At 62.1% G+C, this 18,975-nt stretch carries 16 protein-coding genes; 15 read left to right on the forward strand and 1 reads right to left on the reverse strand.

The genetic code is table 11. From position 1 onward, the window contains the following. Positions 1-4 precede the first annotated feature (4 nt). The 15 genes from DLM86_RS16875 to DLM86_RS16945 all read left to right on the forward strand — a co-directional run bounded on the left by DLM86_RS16875 (position 5) and on the right by DLM86_RS16945 (position 17,811). On the forward strand, positions 5-967 hold the full coding sequence (locus DLM86_RS16875; protein WP_110841219.1) for a carbohydrate ABC transporter permease: 963 nt from the start codon (positions 5-7) through the stop codon (positions 965-967). Then, positions 957-1,811 carry a carbohydrate ABC transporter permease gene (locus DLM86_RS16880; protein WP_110841220.1) on the forward strand — a complete coding sequence of 285 codons (855 nt, stop codon included), beginning with the start codon at positions 957-959 and terminating at the stop codon, positions 1,809-1,811. Before DLM86_RS16875 ends, DLM86_RS16880 begins: the two co-directional genes overlap by 11 nt. A 21-nt stretch (positions 1,812-1,832) precedes the next feature. Further along, positions 1,833-3,194, forward strand: a complete 1,362-nt coding sequence (locus tag DLM86_RS16885; RefSeq protein ID WP_110841221.1) for an FAD-dependent oxidoreductase — start codon at positions 1,833-1,835, stop codon at positions 3,192-3,194. Positions 3,195-3,836: 642 nt separating this feature from the next. Then, on the forward strand, positions 3,837-4,883 hold the full coding sequence (locus DLM86_RS16890) for a Gfo/Idh/MocA family protein (protein ID WP_245954669.1): 1,047 nt from the start codon (positions 3,837-3,839) through the stop codon (positions 4,881-4,883). Then, positions 4,880-5,719, forward strand: a complete 840-nt coding sequence (locus tag DLM86_RS16895) for an HpcH/HpaI aldolase family protein (protein WP_110841222.1) — start codon at positions 4,880-4,882, stop codon at positions 5,717-5,719. The genes DLM86_RS16890 and DLM86_RS16895 overlap by 4 nt, the downstream gene beginning before the upstream one ends. Then, complete coding sequence (locus DLM86_RS16900) at positions 5,716-6,498, forward strand: SDR family oxidoreductase (protein WP_110841223.1); 783 nt, start codon at positions 5,716-5,718, stop codon at positions 6,496-6,498. Before DLM86_RS16895 ends, DLM86_RS16900 begins: the two co-directional genes overlap by 4 nt. 39 nt (positions 6,499-6,537) lie before the next feature. After that, the gene (locus DLM86_RS16905; protein WP_110841224.1) at positions 6,538-7,311 is read left to right on the forward strand and encodes an SDR family oxidoreductase; all 774 of its coding nucleotides are present in this window, start codon (positions 6,538-6,540) and stop codon (positions 7,309-7,311) included. Then, a complete protein-coding gene (locus DLM86_RS16910; RefSeq protein ID WP_146250231.1) occupies positions 7,308-8,261 on the forward strand; it encodes an aldo/keto reductase in 954 nt (317 codons plus the stop codon). Before DLM86_RS16905 ends, DLM86_RS16910 begins: the two co-directional genes overlap by 4 nt. A gap of 108 nt (positions 8,262-8,369) precedes the next feature. Continuing rightward, positions 8,370-10,685 carry a helix-turn-helix domain-containing protein gene (locus DLM86_RS16915; RefSeq protein WP_158289516.1) on the forward strand — a complete coding sequence of 772 codons (2,316 nt, stop codon included), beginning with the start codon at positions 8,370-8,372 and terminating at the stop codon, positions 10,683-10,685. A 119-nt stretch (positions 10,686-10,804) separates the two neighbouring features. Further along, positions 10,805-11,686, forward strand: coding sequence for a carbohydrate ABC transporter permease (locus DLM86_RS16920; RefSeq protein ID WP_158289517.1), 882 nt, complete (start codon positions 10,805-10,807; stop codon positions 11,684-11,686). Positions 11,687-11,705: 19 nt separating this feature from the next. Then, positions 11,706-12,533 (forward strand): carbohydrate ABC transporter permease, encoded by an 828-nt coding sequence (locus tag DLM86_RS16925; protein WP_211326547.1) that lies wholly within the window; start codon positions 11,706-11,708, stop codon positions 12,531-12,533. A gap of 46 nt (positions 12,534-12,579) precedes the next feature. Continuing rightward, positions 12,580-13,785, forward strand: a complete 1,206-nt coding sequence (locus tag DLM86_RS16930) for an N-acetylglucosamine-6-phosphate deacetylase (RefSeq protein ID WP_110841229.1) — start codon at positions 12,580-12,582, stop codon at positions 13,783-13,785. 242 nt (positions 13,786-14,027) lie between these two features. Beyond that, entirely contained in the window at positions 14,028-15,461 is a 1,434-nt protein-coding gene (locus tag DLM86_RS16935) for an ABC transporter substrate-binding protein (protein WP_110841230.1), read from the forward strand. 153 nt (positions 15,462-15,614) lie between these two features. Then, positions 15,615-16,406 (forward strand): IclR family transcriptional regulator, encoded by a 792-nt coding sequence (locus DLM86_RS16940; protein ID WP_110841231.1) that lies wholly within the window; start codon positions 15,615-15,617, stop codon positions 16,404-16,406. Between the two features lie 292 nt (positions 16,407-16,698). Beyond that, positions 16,699-17,811, forward strand: a complete 1,113-nt coding sequence (locus DLM86_RS16945; RefSeq protein ID WP_158289518.1) for a Gfo/Idh/MocA family protein — start codon at positions 16,699-16,701, stop codon at positions 17,809-17,811. Positions 17,812-17,879: 68 nt separating this feature from the next. On the opposite strand, the gene mnmA is transcribed toward DLM86_RS16945, so the two are convergent. Next, positions 17,880-18,971 carry a tRNA 2-thiouridine(34) synthase MnmA gene (gene mnmA / locus DLM86_RS16950; protein ID WP_110841233.1) on the reverse strand — a complete coding sequence of 364 codons (1,092 nt, stop codon included), beginning with the start codon at positions 18,969-18,971 and terminating at the stop codon, positions 17,880-17,882. Positions 18,972-18,975: the final 4 nt, after the last annotated feature.

The raw sequence follows: 18,975 nt of genomic DNA on the forward strand, positions 1-18,975 counted from the left end.
CAACATGAACGTTTCGAAGCCGACGCCCGGCGCAGCGCTTGCCTCTCCTCGGATCGACACGGCCGTCGGCGAACGGAAACGGAAGCGGCGGCGGGGCCGCACGGAGGCCTGGTACGGGTACTTGTTCGTTTCGCCGATGGTGATCGGCTATGCGCTGTTCCTGCTCGGGCCGATCGCGACCGCATTCGCCATGAGCTTGACGGACTGGTCGCTCCTCCGGGAGCTGTCGTTCGTCGGACTGGACAATTACCGGCAAGCGTTCGCGGAAGACCCCGTCTTTTGGATCACGGTCCGCAATACGCTCTATTTCGCCGCCGGACTCGTCCCGCTCAACCTGCTGCTTGCGCTGCTGCTGGCTTTGCTGCTGAAAGGAAGCTTGCCGGGGATGGGGCTGTTCCGCACCGCCATCTTCACCCCGGTCGTCACGTCCGTCGTCGTCTGGTCGGTCGTCTGGAAATATATGCTGGCGACCGACGCCGGCCTGTTCAATCAGCTGCTCGGCCTGTTCGGGGTGAAGGGACCGGCCTGGCTGTACGATATGGACTTGGCGATGCCCGTCGTCATCGTCGTGAGCGTGCTGAAAAACGTCGGCCTGAATATGGTCATCTTCCTTGCCGCGCTGCACGACGTTCCGAAAATGTACGAGGAGGCCGCCGTCATCGACGGCGCCTCCCGATGGAAGCGGCTGACCCGCGTCACGCTGCCGATGATTTCGCCCGCCGTCTTTCTCGCGCTCGTCCTGACGCTGATCGGCTCGCTCAAAGCGTTCGGGCAAATTTACGTGCTGACCGGAGGCGGGCCGGGCACGAGCACGCACGTGCTCGTCTACTACATTTACCATCAGGCGTTCAAGCTGTACGAGTTCGGCTACGCCTCGGCGATCGCGTTCCTGCTGTTTGTATTGACGCTGCTGCTGACGATCGTGCAGTGGACGGTACGGAAAAGGTGGGTGTTCCATGAAACGTGACCCGAAATCCCGCAGGGCGATCGTCCGGCTCGACCGGACGGTCCGCTACGCGCTGCTTGCCGCCGTTTCGGCGGCCATGCTCGTGCCGTTTTACTGGATGGCGGCCACGTCGCTGAAGGACCGGACGAAGCTGTTCGTTTTCCCGCCGCAATGGCTGCCGGCACCGGTTCATTGGGACAATTACGTCGAAGTGTTCGCACGCCAGCCGTTCCATCTGTACTTCGGCAACAGCCTGTACATCGCCGCCGTCGTAACGGCGGGGACGTGCTTCTTCGCGGCGCTCGCGGGCTACGCGTTCGCCAAGCTCGCCTTTCCTCTTCGCAACGTCTTGTTCTTGCTGCTGCTGAGCAGTATGATGATTCCGACGGAAGCGACGGCGATTCCGCTGTTCGACTGGATGTCGCGGCTCGGACTCGTCGATACGCACATCCCGTTGATCGTGCCGCCGATGCTCGGGGCGGGGGGAATGTTCGGCGTTTTCCTGCTCCGGCAGTTTTTCATCACGGTGCCGGGAGAGCTGGACGAGGCGGCCCGCATCGACGGCTGCACGCCGTGGACGTCGTTTTGGCGCATCATGCTGCCGCTGTCGGCTCCGGCGCTTGCCGCGCTGTGCATTTTCACCTTTTTGCACAGCTGGAACGAATTTTTGGAGCCGCTTATTTATTTGAACACAAGCCGGCTGTATACGCTGCCGCTCGCGCTGTCGCTGTTCACGAACGAGAGCGGGACGGAATGGCACTTGCTGATGGCCGCCTCGGTCATGGCGACGGTGCCGCTGCTGGCGGTCTTTTTCGCGGCGCAAAAAAAGTTTGTCGAAGGGATCGCGATGACCGGCTTGAAGTAGAGAGACAAGGAGAGAGGAAGCATGGGTGTGGGAAGCGCGCCGCTTGAGGCGGACGTCGTCGTAGTCGGAGGAGGCCCGGCCGGCATATGCGCGGCGCTCGCGGCGGGGAGAACGGGCGCCAGGACGATTTTGATCGAGCGGTACGGCTTCGTCGGCGGCATGTCGACGGCGGCGCTCGTCTATCCGTGGATGACGTTCCATACGGCCGAGGGCAGGCAAGTGATCGGAGGCATTGCCCAGGAAATAGTCGACAGGCTCATGAAGCTCGGTGCGTCTCCCGGCCATTTGCGCGACACGGTCGGGTTCGTGCATACGGTGACGCCGTACGAGCCGGAGACGTTCAAGTCGCTCGTCCCGGCGATGCTGCGCGAGGCCGGCGTCCGCCTGATCGGCCACAGCTTCGTCGACGAGGCGATCATGAGCGGACGGCGCATCGAGGCGGTTACGCTGACGGGCAAGTCGGGGCGGCTGCGCGTCCGGGGGAACGTATTCGTCGACGCGTCCGGTGACGGCGACTTGGCCTACTTGTCCGGCACGCCTTGTGCGGAAGGCCGGGAAGGCGACGGGCGGACGCAGCCGATGACGATGAAGTTCCGGATGAAGGGCGTCGATCTGCAGGCGGTGAAGCGGTATATGCTGGACCACCCCGACGAATTTTACGCGAAGACGCCGTTCGCCGAGCTCGAGCGGCTGCCGCTCACCGGCGTATCGGGCTTTTATAAGCATTGGACGGAGGCGGATTTGCCGATCAACCGGGATCAGGTGCTGTTTTTCACCGGTCCGGGCGAAGACGAAGTGCTCGTCAATACGACGCGCGTCCAAGGACTGCGGGGCACCGACGCGGAGGAGCTGACCGAGGCGGAGCGGCTCGGCCGCGAGCAGGTGCTGCAGGTGGCGGCTTTCATGAAGCGGTGCCTTCCCGGCTTCGAGCGGGCGTCGCTCTCGCAGGTCGGGACGCAGATCGGCGTGCGCGAGACGCGGCGCGTCGAAGGGCTGTATGCGCTGCGCGGGGAGGACGTCGTTCGCGGCGCGGCGTTCGAGGACGCGATCGCCCGCAGCGGCTACCCGATCGACCTGCACGATCCGACCGGCAAAGGGGTGACGGAGGCGGCCGTCCGCGGCGACGGCGCGTACGATATCCCGTACCGGTGCCTGCTGCCGACGCGGACGGACAACCTGCTGACCGCCGGGCGATGCATATCGACGACGCACGAAGCGATGGCGACGACCCGGCTGACGCCGAGCTGCATGGCGACCGGCCACGCAGCCGGAACGGCGGCGGCGCTCGCCGCCTTGGCGAGGACGGAGCCGCATCTGCTCGACGCGGCGGTACTGCAGCGGAAGCTGGCCGAGCAGGGAGCGATTTTGCGCGGCGAGCGGTAGCGGAGCGTGAGGGCGGCGGGATCGCGGCGGCGCCGTGCTGCGTTGGGGGTTGCGCGCTCCGATTGCGGCGACGCACGTCCGCGATGGCGCGCAAGGACACGACCATGTGCGCGGCACATGGTCGGTATGGTTGCGGGAAACGGCCGGGGGCGAGCGCCTCCGGCTTTTTTCACATGCTTCCGCTCCGTATCGGATCGTACGTCCGTTATTTCGGGGACAAATGAACCGGCCCCCGCAACTCTTCCCCGGTGATTCACCTCCCAGCTAAGACCTCCAGTCCATGTATTCTCCCTAGGAGCCAGCCGCCGTGCCTACCCGCCGCCCCGTGCTGACCAATTTACCGCAAAACTGAGAAATTTCACGTTTTTTGCATCCCGATCCTTCACATACACTGGAGAAAAGAAGGCGCCGGGCGCGCCGCGATGCGGTTTCGTGCGTTCGGCGGCCTTCCGTTCCCGCACCGTCTGTCACCCCCCGATTAAGGCCCGTCTTGCCCGAACGCTCGTTCCGCGTTTACAGATAAGCGGAGTCGGAGTAATATTATTTTGATACAATGTAACATAATGTGAGACGATTTGTCGGAAAAAGCGGACGAACGTTCGCAGACGATCGCGTCAAGCGACAGGAAAGGAAGGACGCTACGTGACAGAATCGCACCGTACGCATCACCGCGCGCAGCCGGAGCCGGCCGCGGCTCGACCGCTCGTCGAGCGGGAGACGATTCGTCTCGCCATGCTCGGCATGGTCGACGGCAACGGGCACCCGTACTCGTGGAGCGCCATGTTCAACGGCTACGACCCGGACGAAATGAGGCGCTGCCCGTACCCGGGCATCCCCGCGTACCTCGACAAGGAGCCGAAGGAGACGCTGCGCATCCGCGGCGCGAACGTGACGCACATATGGACGGACGACCCGGAGGACGCCGTCCGGGTGGCCCGCGCCTCGCTCATCCCGAACGTCGTCGACCGGCCGGAGGACGTCATCGGCCGTGTCGATGCGGTCGTTATCGCGACGGACAAAGGAAACGAGCATGTCGAGCGGTGCCGTCCGTTCGTCGAGGCCGGGCTGCCTGTCTTCGTCGACAAGCCGCTTGCCGACAACGAGCGCGACCTGCTCGCGTTCGCGGATTGGGTGGCGCAGGGGAAGCCGATTTTATCGTCCAGCTGCATGCGCTACAGCAAAGAATTTATGCCGTACCGGCTGTCGACCTCCAATCTGGGCGAGCTCCGGTTCGCCACGATTACGACGCCGAAATCGTGGGAGCGGTACGGCATTCACGCGCTGGAAGGGATTTATCCGATCTTCGGCCCGGGCTTCGTCTCCGTCCGCAATACGGGGACGAACGAACGGAACGTCGTCCATCTGAAGCACGCCTGCGGGGCGGATATCGTCGCCGCGGCCCACGCCGACCTGTACGGGGCGTTCGGCCTGCTGCAGCTGTGCGGGACGGCGGGACATGCGTTCGTGCCGTTTCAGGACACGTTTTATTCGTTCAAATCGCAATTGCAGGCGTTCGTCGATTATTTGCGGACCGGGGAGCGGCCGTTTCCGTTCGCGGAGACGGTCGAGCTGATGAAGCTGGTCATCGCCGGCATCCGCAGCCGCGAGGAAGGCGGGCGGGAAGTGCGGCTTTCGGAAATCGCCCCGTCCTTGCTCGACGGGCACGCCACCAAGGAGGTAACGGCATGAAGGAAACGACACACGCGATGCGCCCGAGCCGGGTGCTGCGCAAGCTGAGAGCGGGAGAAGTCGCGTACGCGATGAAGCTGAACCTGGGAGATGCGCGCGCGGCGGAGATCGCCGCCCTGAGCGGCTTCGACTGCATCTGGACCGATATGGAGCACGTGCCGAACGACTGGGCCGTCGTCGAAAAGCAAATTCTCGCCGCCAAAGCGCACGACGTCGACACGATCGTCCGCGTCGCCCGCGGCGGCTACAGCGACTACATCCGTCCGCTCGAGATGGACGCGGCGGGCATCATGGTGCCGCATATTATGAGCGCGGACGATGCGAGAGAGGTCGTCCGGCGGACGAAATTTCATCCGCTCGGTCTGCGTCCGGTCGACGGGGGCAATGCGGACGGCGCATACTGCGGCATTCCGTTCACCGATTATTTGCGTCAGGCGAACGAGCAGCGCTTCAACATATTGCAGATCGAGGACGTCGAGCCGCTCGACGAGCTCGAGGACATTATCGCCCTGCCGGGGCTCGACATGATCTTCTTCGGTCCGGGCGACTTCAGCCAATCGATCGGCGCCCCCGGGCAGATGGACCATCCGCTCTTGACCGAGACGCGGCGGACGATCGCGGAGCTGGCCGTCAAGCACGGCAAGTTCGCGGGAACCGTCGGATCGACGGGCAACGCGGACGAGCTCGTCGCGATGGGCTACCGGTTCCTCAGCATCGGGGCGGACGTCATCGGATTGACCCAGTATTATCGCGGCATCATGAGCGAGCTGCGCAAGCGGGACGCCGGCTCGATCGGAAGCGTCTATTCGGACCGGCCGACGGAGGTGTCGCCATGAGCGTGCTGCAATCGTTTTCATTGGCGGGCAAGGTGGCGCTCGTCACCGGCGGGGCCGGACTGTACGGCAGGCAAATCGCCTTGGCGCTCGCCCAGGCCGGGGCGGCGACCCATATGACGTCGCGGAGCGAGGAGCAGCTGCCGGAGCTTGAGGAAAGCTTCGCCCGCGACGGCGTCGCCGTGACGGCGCTTCCTTTCGATCAGGAGCGGGAGCGGTCGGTGCTCGACCTGCGCGACCGGATTCTCGAGAAGCACGGACGGATCGACATTCTCGTCAACAACGCGGTCGCGCGAACGATGGCGTCGTGGAACGATCCGCTCGAAACGTTCGAACGCAGCATGCGGATCAATGCGACGGGCTTGTTCGCCGTAACCCGAGCCTTCGGGGACGTCATGGCGGAGCAAGGCGCGGGATCGATCGTCAATATCGGCTCGATCCAGGGGATGATCGGACCGGATGCGGCGCTGTACAAGGACTTGGACTTTCACGGCTTCGTCCCGGACTATTTTTTCCATAAAGGCGGCATGGTCAACTTCACCCGGTTCGTCGCCAGCTACTACGGTCCGCGCAATGTCCGCTGCAATTGCATCAGCCCGGGGGGCCTCGCCTCGCACCGCACACCGGAAACGTTCGTCGAGCGGTACGCGGAGCGGACGATGCTCGGCCGGATGGCCGGGGATACCGACCTGATGGGGAGCGTCGTCTTCCTGGCCTCGGACGCGTCCGTCTACGTGACGGGGGCGAATTTGCCGGTCGACGGCGGATATACGGCGAAGTGACGCGCGAGCGGCGCGATATGGAGAGGAGAAGCGGCTAAGATGTCGATTCACGACTTATTCGGAATGCAGGGCAAAACCGTCGTCATGACGGGTGGCGGAGGTTATTTGGGAAGCGCCGTGACGAGCGCGCTGGCCGACTTGGGGGCGAACGTCGTCGTGGCCGACGTGACGGACCGCCGGCCGGATGACGACCGGCTGACGGCCATCGCCTGCGACGTATCGGACACGATGTCGATCCGGGGACTATTCCGCCAAACGGAGGAACGGTTCGGCGCGATCCATGTGCTGATTAACGGCGCCACGTACGGCGCGGGCTACGGTCCGGCCGGGACGGTCGAGCGGATGAGCGACGACGATTGGGCGAAGGGGCTCGACGGCGCGGCGGGCACCGTCTTCCGCTGCACGCGCGAGGTCGTCCCGTACATGGAGAAGATCGGCGGGGGCAGCATCGTCAACTTCGCCTCGATGTACGGCGTCGTCTCGCCCGATCCGTCGATCTACGGGGACAGCGGCGCGAACAACCCGTGCAACTACGGAGCCGGCAAGGCGGCCGTTCTTCAATTTACCCGGTATTGCGCGGCGCATTTGGCGCCGAAAGGGATTCGCGTCAACAGCGTGACGCCGGGGCCGTTCCCGAATCCGGCCTTTCAGCAGAACGGGGCGTTTCTCGAGCAGCTGAGCCGCAAGACGATGCTGGGCCGTCCGGGCAAGGCGGAAGAGATCGCGGGCGCCGTCGTGCTGCTCGCTTCCGGCGCTTCCAGCTACATGACCGGCTCGAATATCGTCGTCGACGGCGGGTGGACGGCGTGGTGAAGGAGGAGATCGCGATGCAGACGGGCGAGGAAGCCGGGGCGCACGCTTCGAAGCTGACGCTGGGCACGGTGCAGCTCGGCATTCCGTACGGCATCCGCAACCGGGACGGGATGCCGTCGGAGGAGGACAGCCTGGCGCTGCTGCAGGAGGCGTGGGACGGCGGCGTCCGTTCGTACGACACCGCTTCCGTATACGGACAGTCCGAGACGATTTTGGGAAAGTTTTTCGACGGCAAAAGCCCGCTCCTTACGACGAAAATCAAAATCCACCCCGAGCCGGGCGCGACTCCGTCGACACTCGAGCGCGCGATCCGCGGCGAAATCGAAAGCTCGCTGAAGCGGTTGAACCGGAGCTCCGTTCCGATCGTGATGCTGCACAATACGGACGCGATGGAAAGTCACGGAGCGGCGGTGACGGCGGCTTTCCGGGCGGCCGTCCGGGAAGGACTGATCGGTCAAGCCGGCATATCCGTCGCGCATAACGGCGAGGACGAATACCGGATGCTGGAGCGCTACTTGCGGGACGACGCCTTCGGCGCGATCCAGCTTCCGATGAACGTATTCGACCATCGGCCGCTCGCGGGCGGCCGGTTCCGGGCGCTGGCGACGTCGGGGAAGACGCTGTTCCTGCGGAGCGTTTTTCTGCAAGGACTTCTCTACATGAACGAGGAGGAAGTGCCCGACAAGCTGCGGGAAGCGCGGAAGCCGATCGCCGAATTGCGCGGGCTGTCGGAGCGGTACGGCGTCCCGGTCGCGCAGATGGCCGTGTCGTTCGTTCGCGACATGGACGGGGTGCACAGCCTCGTCATCGGGGCGGAGACGATCCCGCAGGTGCGCGGCAATATCGCGCTGATCGGCGGGCCGCCGCTGCCGGACGAACTGCGCGAAGAGATTCTCGTCCGATTCCGGGACGTGCCGGAGAAGGTAATTACGCCTCATTTGTGGAATTGAATACGTACGGGGAACGAAGAAGAGGGGCGATTTCCGCTTTTTCGTTCCGGTCGTATCGGAGTATCGGTTCGCGGGATGCCGTGCGAAGAAACAAAAAGGGGGGGCCCTATGAAATCGTTCCGCAATGCGATCCGTCGTTTTCACGATTTGACCCTGGTCAAAAAAATGTGGCTGTCCGTCACGTTCGTCTCGCTGCTCGCGCTCGCCGCGTTCGCCTTCGTCTCCTCCGCCCAGATCAAGAAGCTCATCACGGAACGCGAAGGCCGCGTCATGGTGCAGCAGCTGGAAAACTATACGGGCAGCATCAACCACTACTTCCAGAACATCCAGAAATCGGCGCAGGTGCTCCTATACAGCCCGAACATCCAGGAGCGGTTCAGCACGGACATGTCGCAGCTGACCGGGGAAGAGCGCATTCGCGCGTTCAACGACGTGTACCATTCGCTGCACCGGATGTGGGACAATTTGTACGGCATCGACGCCGTTTATTTGATCGACCGGTATCAGAACGTATTCAAAATCAGTGTTGAAAACGCCAACATGCCCACGTTTCTGACGGGGGAGGAGTTCGCCAGGCAGGGCTGGTACGACCGGCTGGGCAAATCGGACGGCTCCTCCTATTGGTCGTTCGTCCGCTGGAGCGATACGAAGACGTCGATCCTCATGTTCAACGCGATGTACAACAAATCCGACCTGTCGCTGATCGGCCATCTCGTCATTTCCGTATCGCCGAACGTGTTCGACTCGTTCCTGTCGGCGTCCAATCTGGGCGACGGGACGAACAGCATCATCGACTCCTCGGGCGTCGCCTATACGTCCGGCGGCGGTGCGGCGGCAATCGCTCCGTACGGCGCGGAAGAGCTGGAGGGGAGCAAGGGCTACTCGTTCGTCAAGCGGGACGGCGAGCCGCACATGCTCGCCTACGCCAAGCACGGCCTGACCGGATGGACGTTCGTCCACGAAGTGCCGCAGCGGCTCGTGCTGCAAGATTTGCAGCGCGTGAACGGCTTATGGCTTGCGCTGCTGTTTTTGTCGCTCGGACTGATCATGATCGCCGCCGCATTCGTTTTGCGGACGATTACGACGCCGCTTCGCAAATTGGTGAAGCTCGTCCGCGAAGTCGAGCGGGGCAACCTGTCCGGCCGGTTCAACGTGCTGTACAAGGACGAGCTCGGCAAGCTGGGGCACGCCTTCAACCATATGCTCGACAAGCTGCAGGACGGCATCCCGCTCATCCGGGAGAAGTTCATCCGTTCGCTGCTCGAGCGCAAGCTGACCCCGGAAGAGCTGCGCGAATTCGAGCGCAAGCTCGATTTCCGCTTCGAAGGGTCGTGGTATCAAGTCGTGCTTCTGTACATTCGCGAGCCGTCCGATGAAAGCGCATTACGCGCCGCCGAGGCGGCCATCCGCGACATGGAGCTGCGGGGCGGCATGATTTCCGATACGCTTGCGGACGAGCAATACTGCCTTATTTTCAACCGGCCGGAAGACGAGACGGTTTCGCAGCTCCGCGGTTTGCTCGACCATCTGCGCGACGGTCTCGGCTTGCGGGCGTACGCGTTCGTCGGCAACGGCTACGAGGACGTCAACCTCGTCAAGACGTCGTTCGAGGAGGCGAAGACGCAGCTGAAATACCGGGTGAGCGAACGGATGGAGGCGGAGCCGGCCATCTTTTTCTCCGGGGGGCCGTACGAGCATCATTATCCCGAATCGTTCGAGAACCGGCTGCTGTATTACATGGGCGAAGGCGACTTCGATACGTGCGCCATCGTCATGGAGGAGCTGATCGATTACGCGCGGGCGACGCCGGTCGCTCCTCCGATCATGAACTCGCTGCTGACCGTGCTGCATAACGAGCTGAACAAGCAGCTGATCAAGTTCGGCGGCGACGAGCGCCGTCTCGACCCGGATTGGCTCGGCAAGCTGAACGGGCGGCTGTCGCTCGAGCCGTTCGAGAAGAACGGCCGCGACTTTATCGCGCGGCTGCGCAAGCAGCTCGGGCCGCTCGTGCGCAAGCAGGTGAAGTACAGCCCGAACATCGACAAGAGCTTGCAGCTGATCCGCGACCGGTTCGACCAGCCGGATTTGGGCGTCGACTATGCGGCCCGGACGCTCGGGCTGAACGCGAACTATTTCAGCCAGCTGTTCAAAAAAGAAGTGGGCGTCGGCTTCGCCGAATATGTAAGCGGTTTAAGACTGGAGCACGCGCAGCGCCTGTTGACCGAAACGCCGTTCAAAATCAAGGAAATCGCGGAGAAAACCGGCTTCGCCGACCCGCACTACTTCGGCGTCTGGTTCAAAGACAATACCGGGCTGTCCCCGTCCCAATACCGCAAAGGGAGCGTGCCGCGCGGCGATCGGGCAGACGCCCCGGCCGGAGGGGGAACCGTCGCCATAAAAGGCGCCGTCAACGTCTCCGGCTAATAAATCCCCCCTATTCCTGACGAATTTCACCTGTTTCCCTTCCCCGGGCTTATGGTACGTTGATGGCGCGGCGAACGAAGCCTCGTTCGCCGACCGAACCGTCCGAGGAGGGGACCCCTATGGAAAAGCTATGGAACTTGAAGTTCCGGCGAGAATTGAGCGGCTGGCTGTTCGTGTTGCCCATGCTGCTCTTTTTCCTCGCATTCGTCGTCTATCCGATTTTGGCTTCGATCCGGAGCAGCCTCTATTCGTTCAATTATGTCGACTATACGTTTGCCGGGCTCGACAACTACAAGCAGCTGCTCGGAGATTCGCTGTTCTGGAAGGCGGTCTGGAATACGGTCGTCTTCGTGCTGTATCTCGTGCCGTCGATTACCGTCATCGCCCTGCTGCTGTCCGTCATCATCCAGCTGTATCCGAAGAAGATGCAGTCGTTTTTCAAGGCGGCGTTTTACGTCCCCGGCGTCACCTCCATCGTCAGCTTGGCGATGGTGTGGGAGTATATCTACAACAACCAGTTCGGGATGGGCAATTACGTGCTGAAGCTGCTCGGCTTGCCGTCCGTCAACTTCCTCGGCTCCGAGTACGTCTATCCGTCGCTCACGCTCATCCTGATCACGATTTCGCTCGGAAGCGCCATCGTCGTATTCACCGCCGCGCTGAACGGCATTCCCCGCGACCTGTACGAATCCGCTTCGCTGGACGGGGCGCCGCCGACGAAGGTGTTTTTCCATATTACGCTGCCGATGCTGAAGCCGTCCGTCCTGTACGTCGTCGTCACCTCGACGATCGCTTCGTTCCAGGTGTTCGCGATCATCTTGCTCATGACCGGCGGCGGTCCCGCTTACAAAACGACGACGATTTTGATGCTCATTTACCGGGAAGCGTTCGTCAACATGAACTTCGGCATCGCCAACGCGATGGGGATAATGCTCTGCCTGCTCATCTGCCTGATCGCGTTCGTCCAGTTCAAGCTGCTGAAGTCGGACGTCGAGTATTGATGGGGGGAGACACATGCCGATGTTAAGAAAAGCGCCCGCCGTCGCGGGAAACGTCTTGTTGTGGGCAAGCACGCTGTTTTTTTTGTGGCCGTTTTACTGGATGCTGATCGGGGCGTTCAAAAACTTGAAGGTGGCGCTGCAAATACCGCCGGAATGGTTTCCGAAGCAGCCGACGATGGAAAATTTCCGCATCCTGGCCGTCGATTTTCCGCTGTTCCGCTGGCTGTACAACAGCCTGTTCATTTCCGTCGTCTCGACGGTGCTCGTCATCGCCGTCAGCTCGCTGGCCGCCTACGCGTTCGCGAAGGTGCCGTTCAAAGGATCGAAATGGCTGTTCGGCGCGATGATCGCCTCGATGTCGATTCCGCACACGGTGCTGCTCATTCCGCTGTTCCAGATGATGAACAAGCTCGGCATGACCAACTCGCTGTGGGGCGTGCTGCTGCCGCTCGTCGGCTGGCCGTTCGGCGTCTTCCTGCTGAAGCAGTTCATGCAAACGCTGCCGGGCGCGCTGATCGAAGCGGCCAAGATCGACGGCGCGAGCGAATGGCAGACGTTCCGGCGGGTCATGCTGCCGCTCGCCAAGCCGGGCATCGCCGTCCTCGGCATATTCACGTTCGTCAACTCGTGGAACGATTACGTCTGGCAAATGATCATGCTGAAAGATAAAATGATGTATACGATTCCGGTCGGCGTCAAGATCGCCCGCCAGGTGCAAGAGGTGGACATCAACTACGGCGTCGCGATGGCGGGGGCGCTGTGCGCCACGCTGCCGGTGCTGCTCGTCTTCCTGTACTTCCAGCGCTATTTCACCCAAGGCATTACGTTCGGCGCGCTGAAAGGATAAGGCGCCGCCCAAGCGAAACCAGCCTCGAGCCGGAAGGAGATTCGTAATGAAACCGTTCGAATACAGGTGGTCGGACGAACCGGCGCAGCGGAACGTCCACGCGATCGTCAATGCGAGAATCGTCACGCCCGACGCCGTCGTCGGCGACGGAGCCGTCCTGATCCGGGACGGGCGGATCGCGGCATGCGGACCGGGCGGCAGCTTCCCGATTCCCGACGGGATCCCGGTCTACGATGCGGAGGACCGGTACGTCGGTCCCGGATTTATCGACATTCACTGCCACGGAGGCGGCGGGCATTGGTCCTGGGACGACCCGCACGCCTTCGCCGCCGCGCATCTGAAGCACGGCACGACCGGCATATTGCCCACGCTCGTGTACAACCAGAGCCGGGAGGAGATGCTGGCGGGCGTGCGCGCGATTGTGAGGGCGATGGAGGAGAAATCGCCGTACGGCTCCGCGATACTCGGCATCCATCTGGAGGGGCCGTTCATCAATCCGAAGTACGGCGCGATTACGTCCCCGATCCGCCCGGTCGATGCGGACGAGTATAACGAGCTGCTGGCGGCCGCGGGAAGCCGCATCAAGGTGTGGACGTTCGCGCCCGAGCTCGACGGGCAGCGGCAGTTCGCCGAAGCCGCGTCGCGGTACGGCATCGCGCTGTCGGTCGGCCATTCCGAGGCGGATGCGGAGACGATCTTTTCGTACGTCGGCAAAGGGCTGCGCATCGGGTGCCACTGCACGAACGCCTCGGGCGTGACGCCTTCGCCTTCCCGGTACGGCGGCACGCGGGAGGTCGGCGTCGACGAAGCCGTCCTCGTGCACGACGACATTTACGCCGAAGTGATCCCCGATGCGAAAGGCATTCACGTCCGGCCGCTCATGTGCAAGCTGATCCATAAGGCGAAAGGGACCGACCGCGTCATCGTCATCACCGACGCGATGGACGAGGCCGGCTTGGACGACGGGGAAGCCGGCGGGGGCGAGTACGGGGACGTCCGCTTCATCGAAGGCGTCGGCCTGTCCGGGAGCAAGCTGACGATGGACCGGGCCGTCCGGAACATGATGCGCCATACGGGCTGCACGATACCGGAGGCGTTCGTCATGGCTTCGCTGAACCCGGCCCGGGTGCTGAAAGCCGATGCAGTCATGGGCAGCGTCGAGAAAGGCAAGCTCGCCAACCTCGTCGTCGCCACCGAAACGATCGGCATCCGACGGGTCATGCTGCGCGGGGAATGGCTAGACGCCGAATGACGGAGGCCGCCCGCTATGATTGGGGAAATCGAAACGGTCGATTTTCACGGAATCCGGTTCAATATTGCAGATCGGGCCGCAGGCTGACCGATTCGCACGTTTCCTGACGAATTCGACCTGTTCGATCGCGGATCGTCCGTGTTATCGTGACGGCATCGGGTCGGGGAAGCCGGCAGGACGAACGACGTTCAAGCGGACCTGAAGCCGAAGCGAAACGATATGGATTGAAGGAGGGGTTGCACATGAGCAGTTGGAGAGCAGCGGGGATATGGAAGCCGGGACGGATCGTGGCGTCGTCGCTTGCCGTCGCGCTGACCGCTTTCCTGGTAGGCTGCGGCGCGGGCACGGGCGGCGGCGATTCGAAGGGCGCCCGGGAGCCGGCCCCAAGCGGGCAGACGTCGACGGTGAACGAGCAGGACGAGAAGACGGAGCTTACGATCTGGATGACCCAGGTCGGCACGCTGAGAGCCGGGCAAAAGCCGGGCGATTGGGTGAAGGAAGATTTGATTCCGGAATGGAACAAGCTGTACCCGAACATCAAAGTAAACGTCGAAGTGATTCCGTTCGACGGCATTAACGAGAAAATTACGACGGCGATCGCCTCCAGCACCGCGCCGAACATTTTGCTGGACGTCCCGGTGCGCACGCTTGCCTACGCGCAAATGGGAGCGGTTGCACCGCTCGACGACGTCATCCCGGCGAAAGATCTCGAGCAGATCAAGAAAAATCCCGACGTCATGAAGATGGTGTCGGTGAACAACCAGATCGTCACGATGCCGTATTCGGCCAACCTCGTCGGCCTCATCCTGAACAAGTCGCTCTGGAAGGAGGCGGGGGCGGAAAACTTGCTGCCGCAGGACGAATTCCGGACGTGGACGACGGACGAATTCAAGGCCGCCTTGAAAGCGGTTGCGAACAAAGACAAGGGCGTATACGGGATGACGCTTTTCGCGCTGAACGAGCAGGGCGACCAGCTGTACAACAACTTGATGGTGACGCACGGCGCGAAGCTGTTCACGGACGATTACTCGAAGTTCACGGCGGCCGACAGCCCGGCTTCCGAGCAGGCGCTTCAGTTCGTGAAATCGCTCGTCGACGAAGGGCTCGTGCACCCGCACCCCGAGACGCTGTCGGCCGTCAACGCGCTCGACTACTGGAAGCAGCGCAAAAACGGCATGGTCGTCGCCGGCACCGCGCATGCGGACATTATCAAGAACGGGTTGAAGGACGGCTCGGTGGTCGGTCCGAACGAATACATGTACGTCAACTTTCCGTCGCCGACCAAGGGCAAGTCGGCGCTCAAGATGGAGTTCGGCTTCGGCGTCGTGTTCAAGAGCAAGGACGCGCTGAAGGACAAATGGGCGAAGAAGTTTTTGTACTGGTCGCAAACCGGCAGCCAGACGTACGCCACCGCCTCCAAGACGTTCAATCCGTTCGGCGACGCTCCCGCATGGACGAAGGACGATCCGGAGCTGCAGTTTTTGGCGAAGCTGGCCGGAAAGGCGAAGGAATGGCCGGTCGTCGATCCGGGCTGGGGCATTAAAGGCTACCCGGAAATGCGGGCGGCGATGTTCCCGGAAATGCAGCGGATGTTCATCAAGGAAGCGACGCCGAAGCAGACGATCGATTCGATCTCGAAGAAGTTCAACGACATTATCAAAAAATACAACAAGTAACGGCCGTTCGCGGCAGCGGGCCGCTCCGGGACTTTCCGTCCTCCGGAGCGGCCCGCTATCTTTTTCGGCACGCCGTTTGCTATAATAATGCGTAACGCGATAAGAGACGGCATGGATCGCCGGAATGCGAACGTGAGGAGAACGTGATTCGTGATGGAAAACCGAAAATCGGCCAAAGAAGCCCCTTATTTCATGATTCAGTCCGTCGACCGGACGCTCAGCATTTTGCAAAGCTTCATCGAGGAGCGCCGCCCGCTGGGCGTCAGCGAAGTCGCCCGCAAGCTGCAGCTGAACAAGAGCGTCGTCCACCGGCTCATGCTGACGCTGCTCTCGCACGGCTATCTCGAGCAGCTGAAAAACACGGACAAGTATATGGTCGGGCCGAAGGCGTTCGAGCTGGGCTCGGTCTATACGAACTCGACGAACTTGGTGGACGAAGGCAAAAAAATATTGATCGAGCTCGTCGACCGCGTCGGCTTTACCGCCCATCTCGCCATACTGGAGAAAGATTCGGTCCTGTACATGGTCAACGTCGAGCCGGATCATCTGAAATATTTGTTCGGCGCCGTCGGCCAACGCCGTCCCGTCTACAATACGGCGCTCGGCAAATGCTTGACGGCATGGCTGCCGGAGGAGCAGGTGGCGAAGGTGTTGGAGCATTGCTCGTTCGAAAAGACGACGGAGCATACGATCGGTTCGTTCGAAGAATTCAGGAAGGAGCTGGAGCGCGTACGCCAGCTCGGCTTCGCCGTCGACAACGAGGAGTCGAGCTACGGGGTGCGCTGCTTCGCGGCGCCGGTACGCAGCAAGGACGGCGACGTCATCGCCGCGATCAGCACGAGCGGCTACGGGGTGGCGGAGGAGAAAATGAACGAGCTCGGCTTTACGGTGAAAAGCTTGGCGTCCCAGCTGTCGCGCCGGATCGGCTATTTCGACGGGCCTTGACCGGGGAAGGGGATACGGGGTACGGCGCCGGCAGTCGGCGCCGTACCCGGCTGCGTCGGCCGCGAAGGAAAAGGATTGACCGGTTCCCGGCGCCGGGGTACAATAAGAGAGAAACGATCATTGTGGTATGACCATCATATATATAAATAAGGAGGATAGGGAACCGGGGTGAGAATAGTCGTTTCCGGCATAATGGCGACGGAGCGTAAAGGAGAATCGAAAGAGTCGGACTTGGATTTTTTTCATGTTTTATTGGTCATACCATATTATATTTATGAAGGCGGAGATGAAGATGAAACCGATCGGATTCGGCATTGTCGGCTGCGGCTTTTTCGGGGGCGAGTTCGCCCGGCTTTTGCAGGAGATGGAGGGGGCACGGGTGGCGGCGGTACAAGGCGGGAGCGGGAAAAGCGCGCGCGCCGTCGCGGAGGAAATCGGCTGCGGCTTCGAGGAGCGGCTCGAAGATTTGGTGCGGCGAGACGACGTGGACGCGATCGTCGTGGCGAGCCCGAATCACTTGCACCGGGAGCCGGTGCTGCTGGCCGCGCGGCACGGCAAGCACGTCTTTTGCGAAAAGCCGGTCGCGCTGAGCAATGAAGATTGCCGCGACATGACGGAGGCGTGCCGGAGCGCCGGCGTTCGGTTCATGGCCGGCCATATTCTGCACTTCTTCGACGGCATCGAGCGGGTGAAGCGGTGGATCCGGGAGGGAGTCATCGGCCGGCCCATCGCGATTCACTCGGAACGGACCGGCTGGGAGGAGCCGAAGCCGGACGTCAGCTGGAAAAAAAACGAACGCGAGTCCGGCGGACACTTGTTCCATCACATCCACGAGCTGGAGCTGATGCTCGCCTTGATGGGAGCGCCGGCGGAGCTGTACATGGCGGGCGACAACGTGGCGCATCGCGGACCGGGCTTCGGCGACGAGGACGACGTGCTTCTGCTCACGCTTCGGTTCGCGAACGGCGGCTTCGGCACGCTCCAGACCGGCTCCGGCTTCCGCTGGGGCGAGCATTACATGAAAATCAACGGCACGGAGGGCGCGATCCGGATCGACTTCCGCCGGTCCGCCGTCGAGCTTCGCAAGCCGGGGGAGAGGACCGTTTCGTTCGGGCTGCATGACGAGCCGCTCGACAACGAGGAGCGCATCCGCATCTACGAGGTGATGGACGGCGGCGTCATTTACGGCGACCCGCAAAAACGGCCTCCCGCCTTTTTGCAGACGGCGATGAGGCGCGAGATGCGATGCTTCCTCGACGCGATCGGGGGGAAACCGATCGAGGACGACAAACGGGCGCTGTTCGACGGCACGGGCGCGCTCCTGTCGATCGCGACGGCGTCGGCCGCGATGAGCTCCAGACGTAGTGGCGTGCCGCAGCAGGTCCCGATCGTGCCGGACCGATAAACGAAATAAGGCGGGAACGCCGCTTCCGGATCGGCCGGAAGCGGGACGTTCCCGCCTTTCGCATAAATTCAGTACGTTTTGTCGATAATCGCACCGCCGAGGCAAGTCTCTCCGTCGTAGAAGACGACGGCTTGTCCCGGCGTGACCGCTTTTTGCGGCTTGTCGAACTCGACCTCGCAGCGGCCTTCTCCCGTGAAGCGGACCGTCACGCCTTGGTCCGGCTGACGGTAGCGGAACTTGGCCGTACATGCGAGAGGCGCTTCCGGCAGCGTCGGGCTGATCCAGTTCAAGTCGGTGGCGGAAAGTCCTTTCGTGTACAGACGGGGATCGGTTTCGCCCTGCACGACGTACAGGACGTTCGATTCCAAATCTTTGCCCGCCACAAACCACGGCTCTCCCGTCCCGGACCCGCCGATGCCGAGCCCTTGGCGCTGACCGAGCGTATAGTACATCAGCCCGTCGTGCCGGCCCTTCACCTCGCCGTCGTACGTCCGGATTTCGCCGGGCTTGGCCGGCAAGTATTGGCTCAAAAATTCCTTGAAATTGCGCTCGCCGATAAAGCAGACGCCGGTGCTGTCTTTTTTCTTCGCCGTGGCGAGCCCGGCTTCGAGGGCGATTTCCCGCACTTTCGCCTTCGGCAAATGACCGATCGGGAACATCGCCTTGGACAGCTGGCTTTGGTTCAGCGCGTTCAGGAAATACGTCTGGTCCTTGTTCGGATCGACGCCGCGCAGCAGCTTGTACTCGCCGTCCTTGCGCTCGACGCGGGCGTAATGGCCTGTGGCCAAATAGTCGGCGCCCAGCGCGAGCGCCTTTTGCAAAAACTCGCCGAATTTGATTTCGCGATTGCACATGACGTCCGGATTCGGCGTCCGGCCTTTGCGGTATTCGTCGAGAAAATATTGAAACACCTTCTCGGAATATTCCTTCTCGAAATTGACCGTATAAAACGGAATATCGATCTGGGCGCAGACGCGACGCACGTCTTCGGCGTCCTCTTCGGCCGTGCAATGCCCGAATTCGTCCGTATCGTCCCAGTTTTTCATGAAAATGCCGATGACGTCGAACCCTTGCCGCTTGAGCAGCAGCGCGGTGACGGACGAATCGACTCCGCCCGACATGCCGACGACGATCCGCGTGTTGGCGTGGTTCGTTGCCATAATG

Source organism: Paenibacillus flagellatus (assembly GCF_003217775.1).
GTDB classification, from domain to species: Bacteria; Bacillota; Bacilli; order Paenibacillales; family NBRC-103111; genus Paenibacillus_AB; species Paenibacillus_AB flagellatus.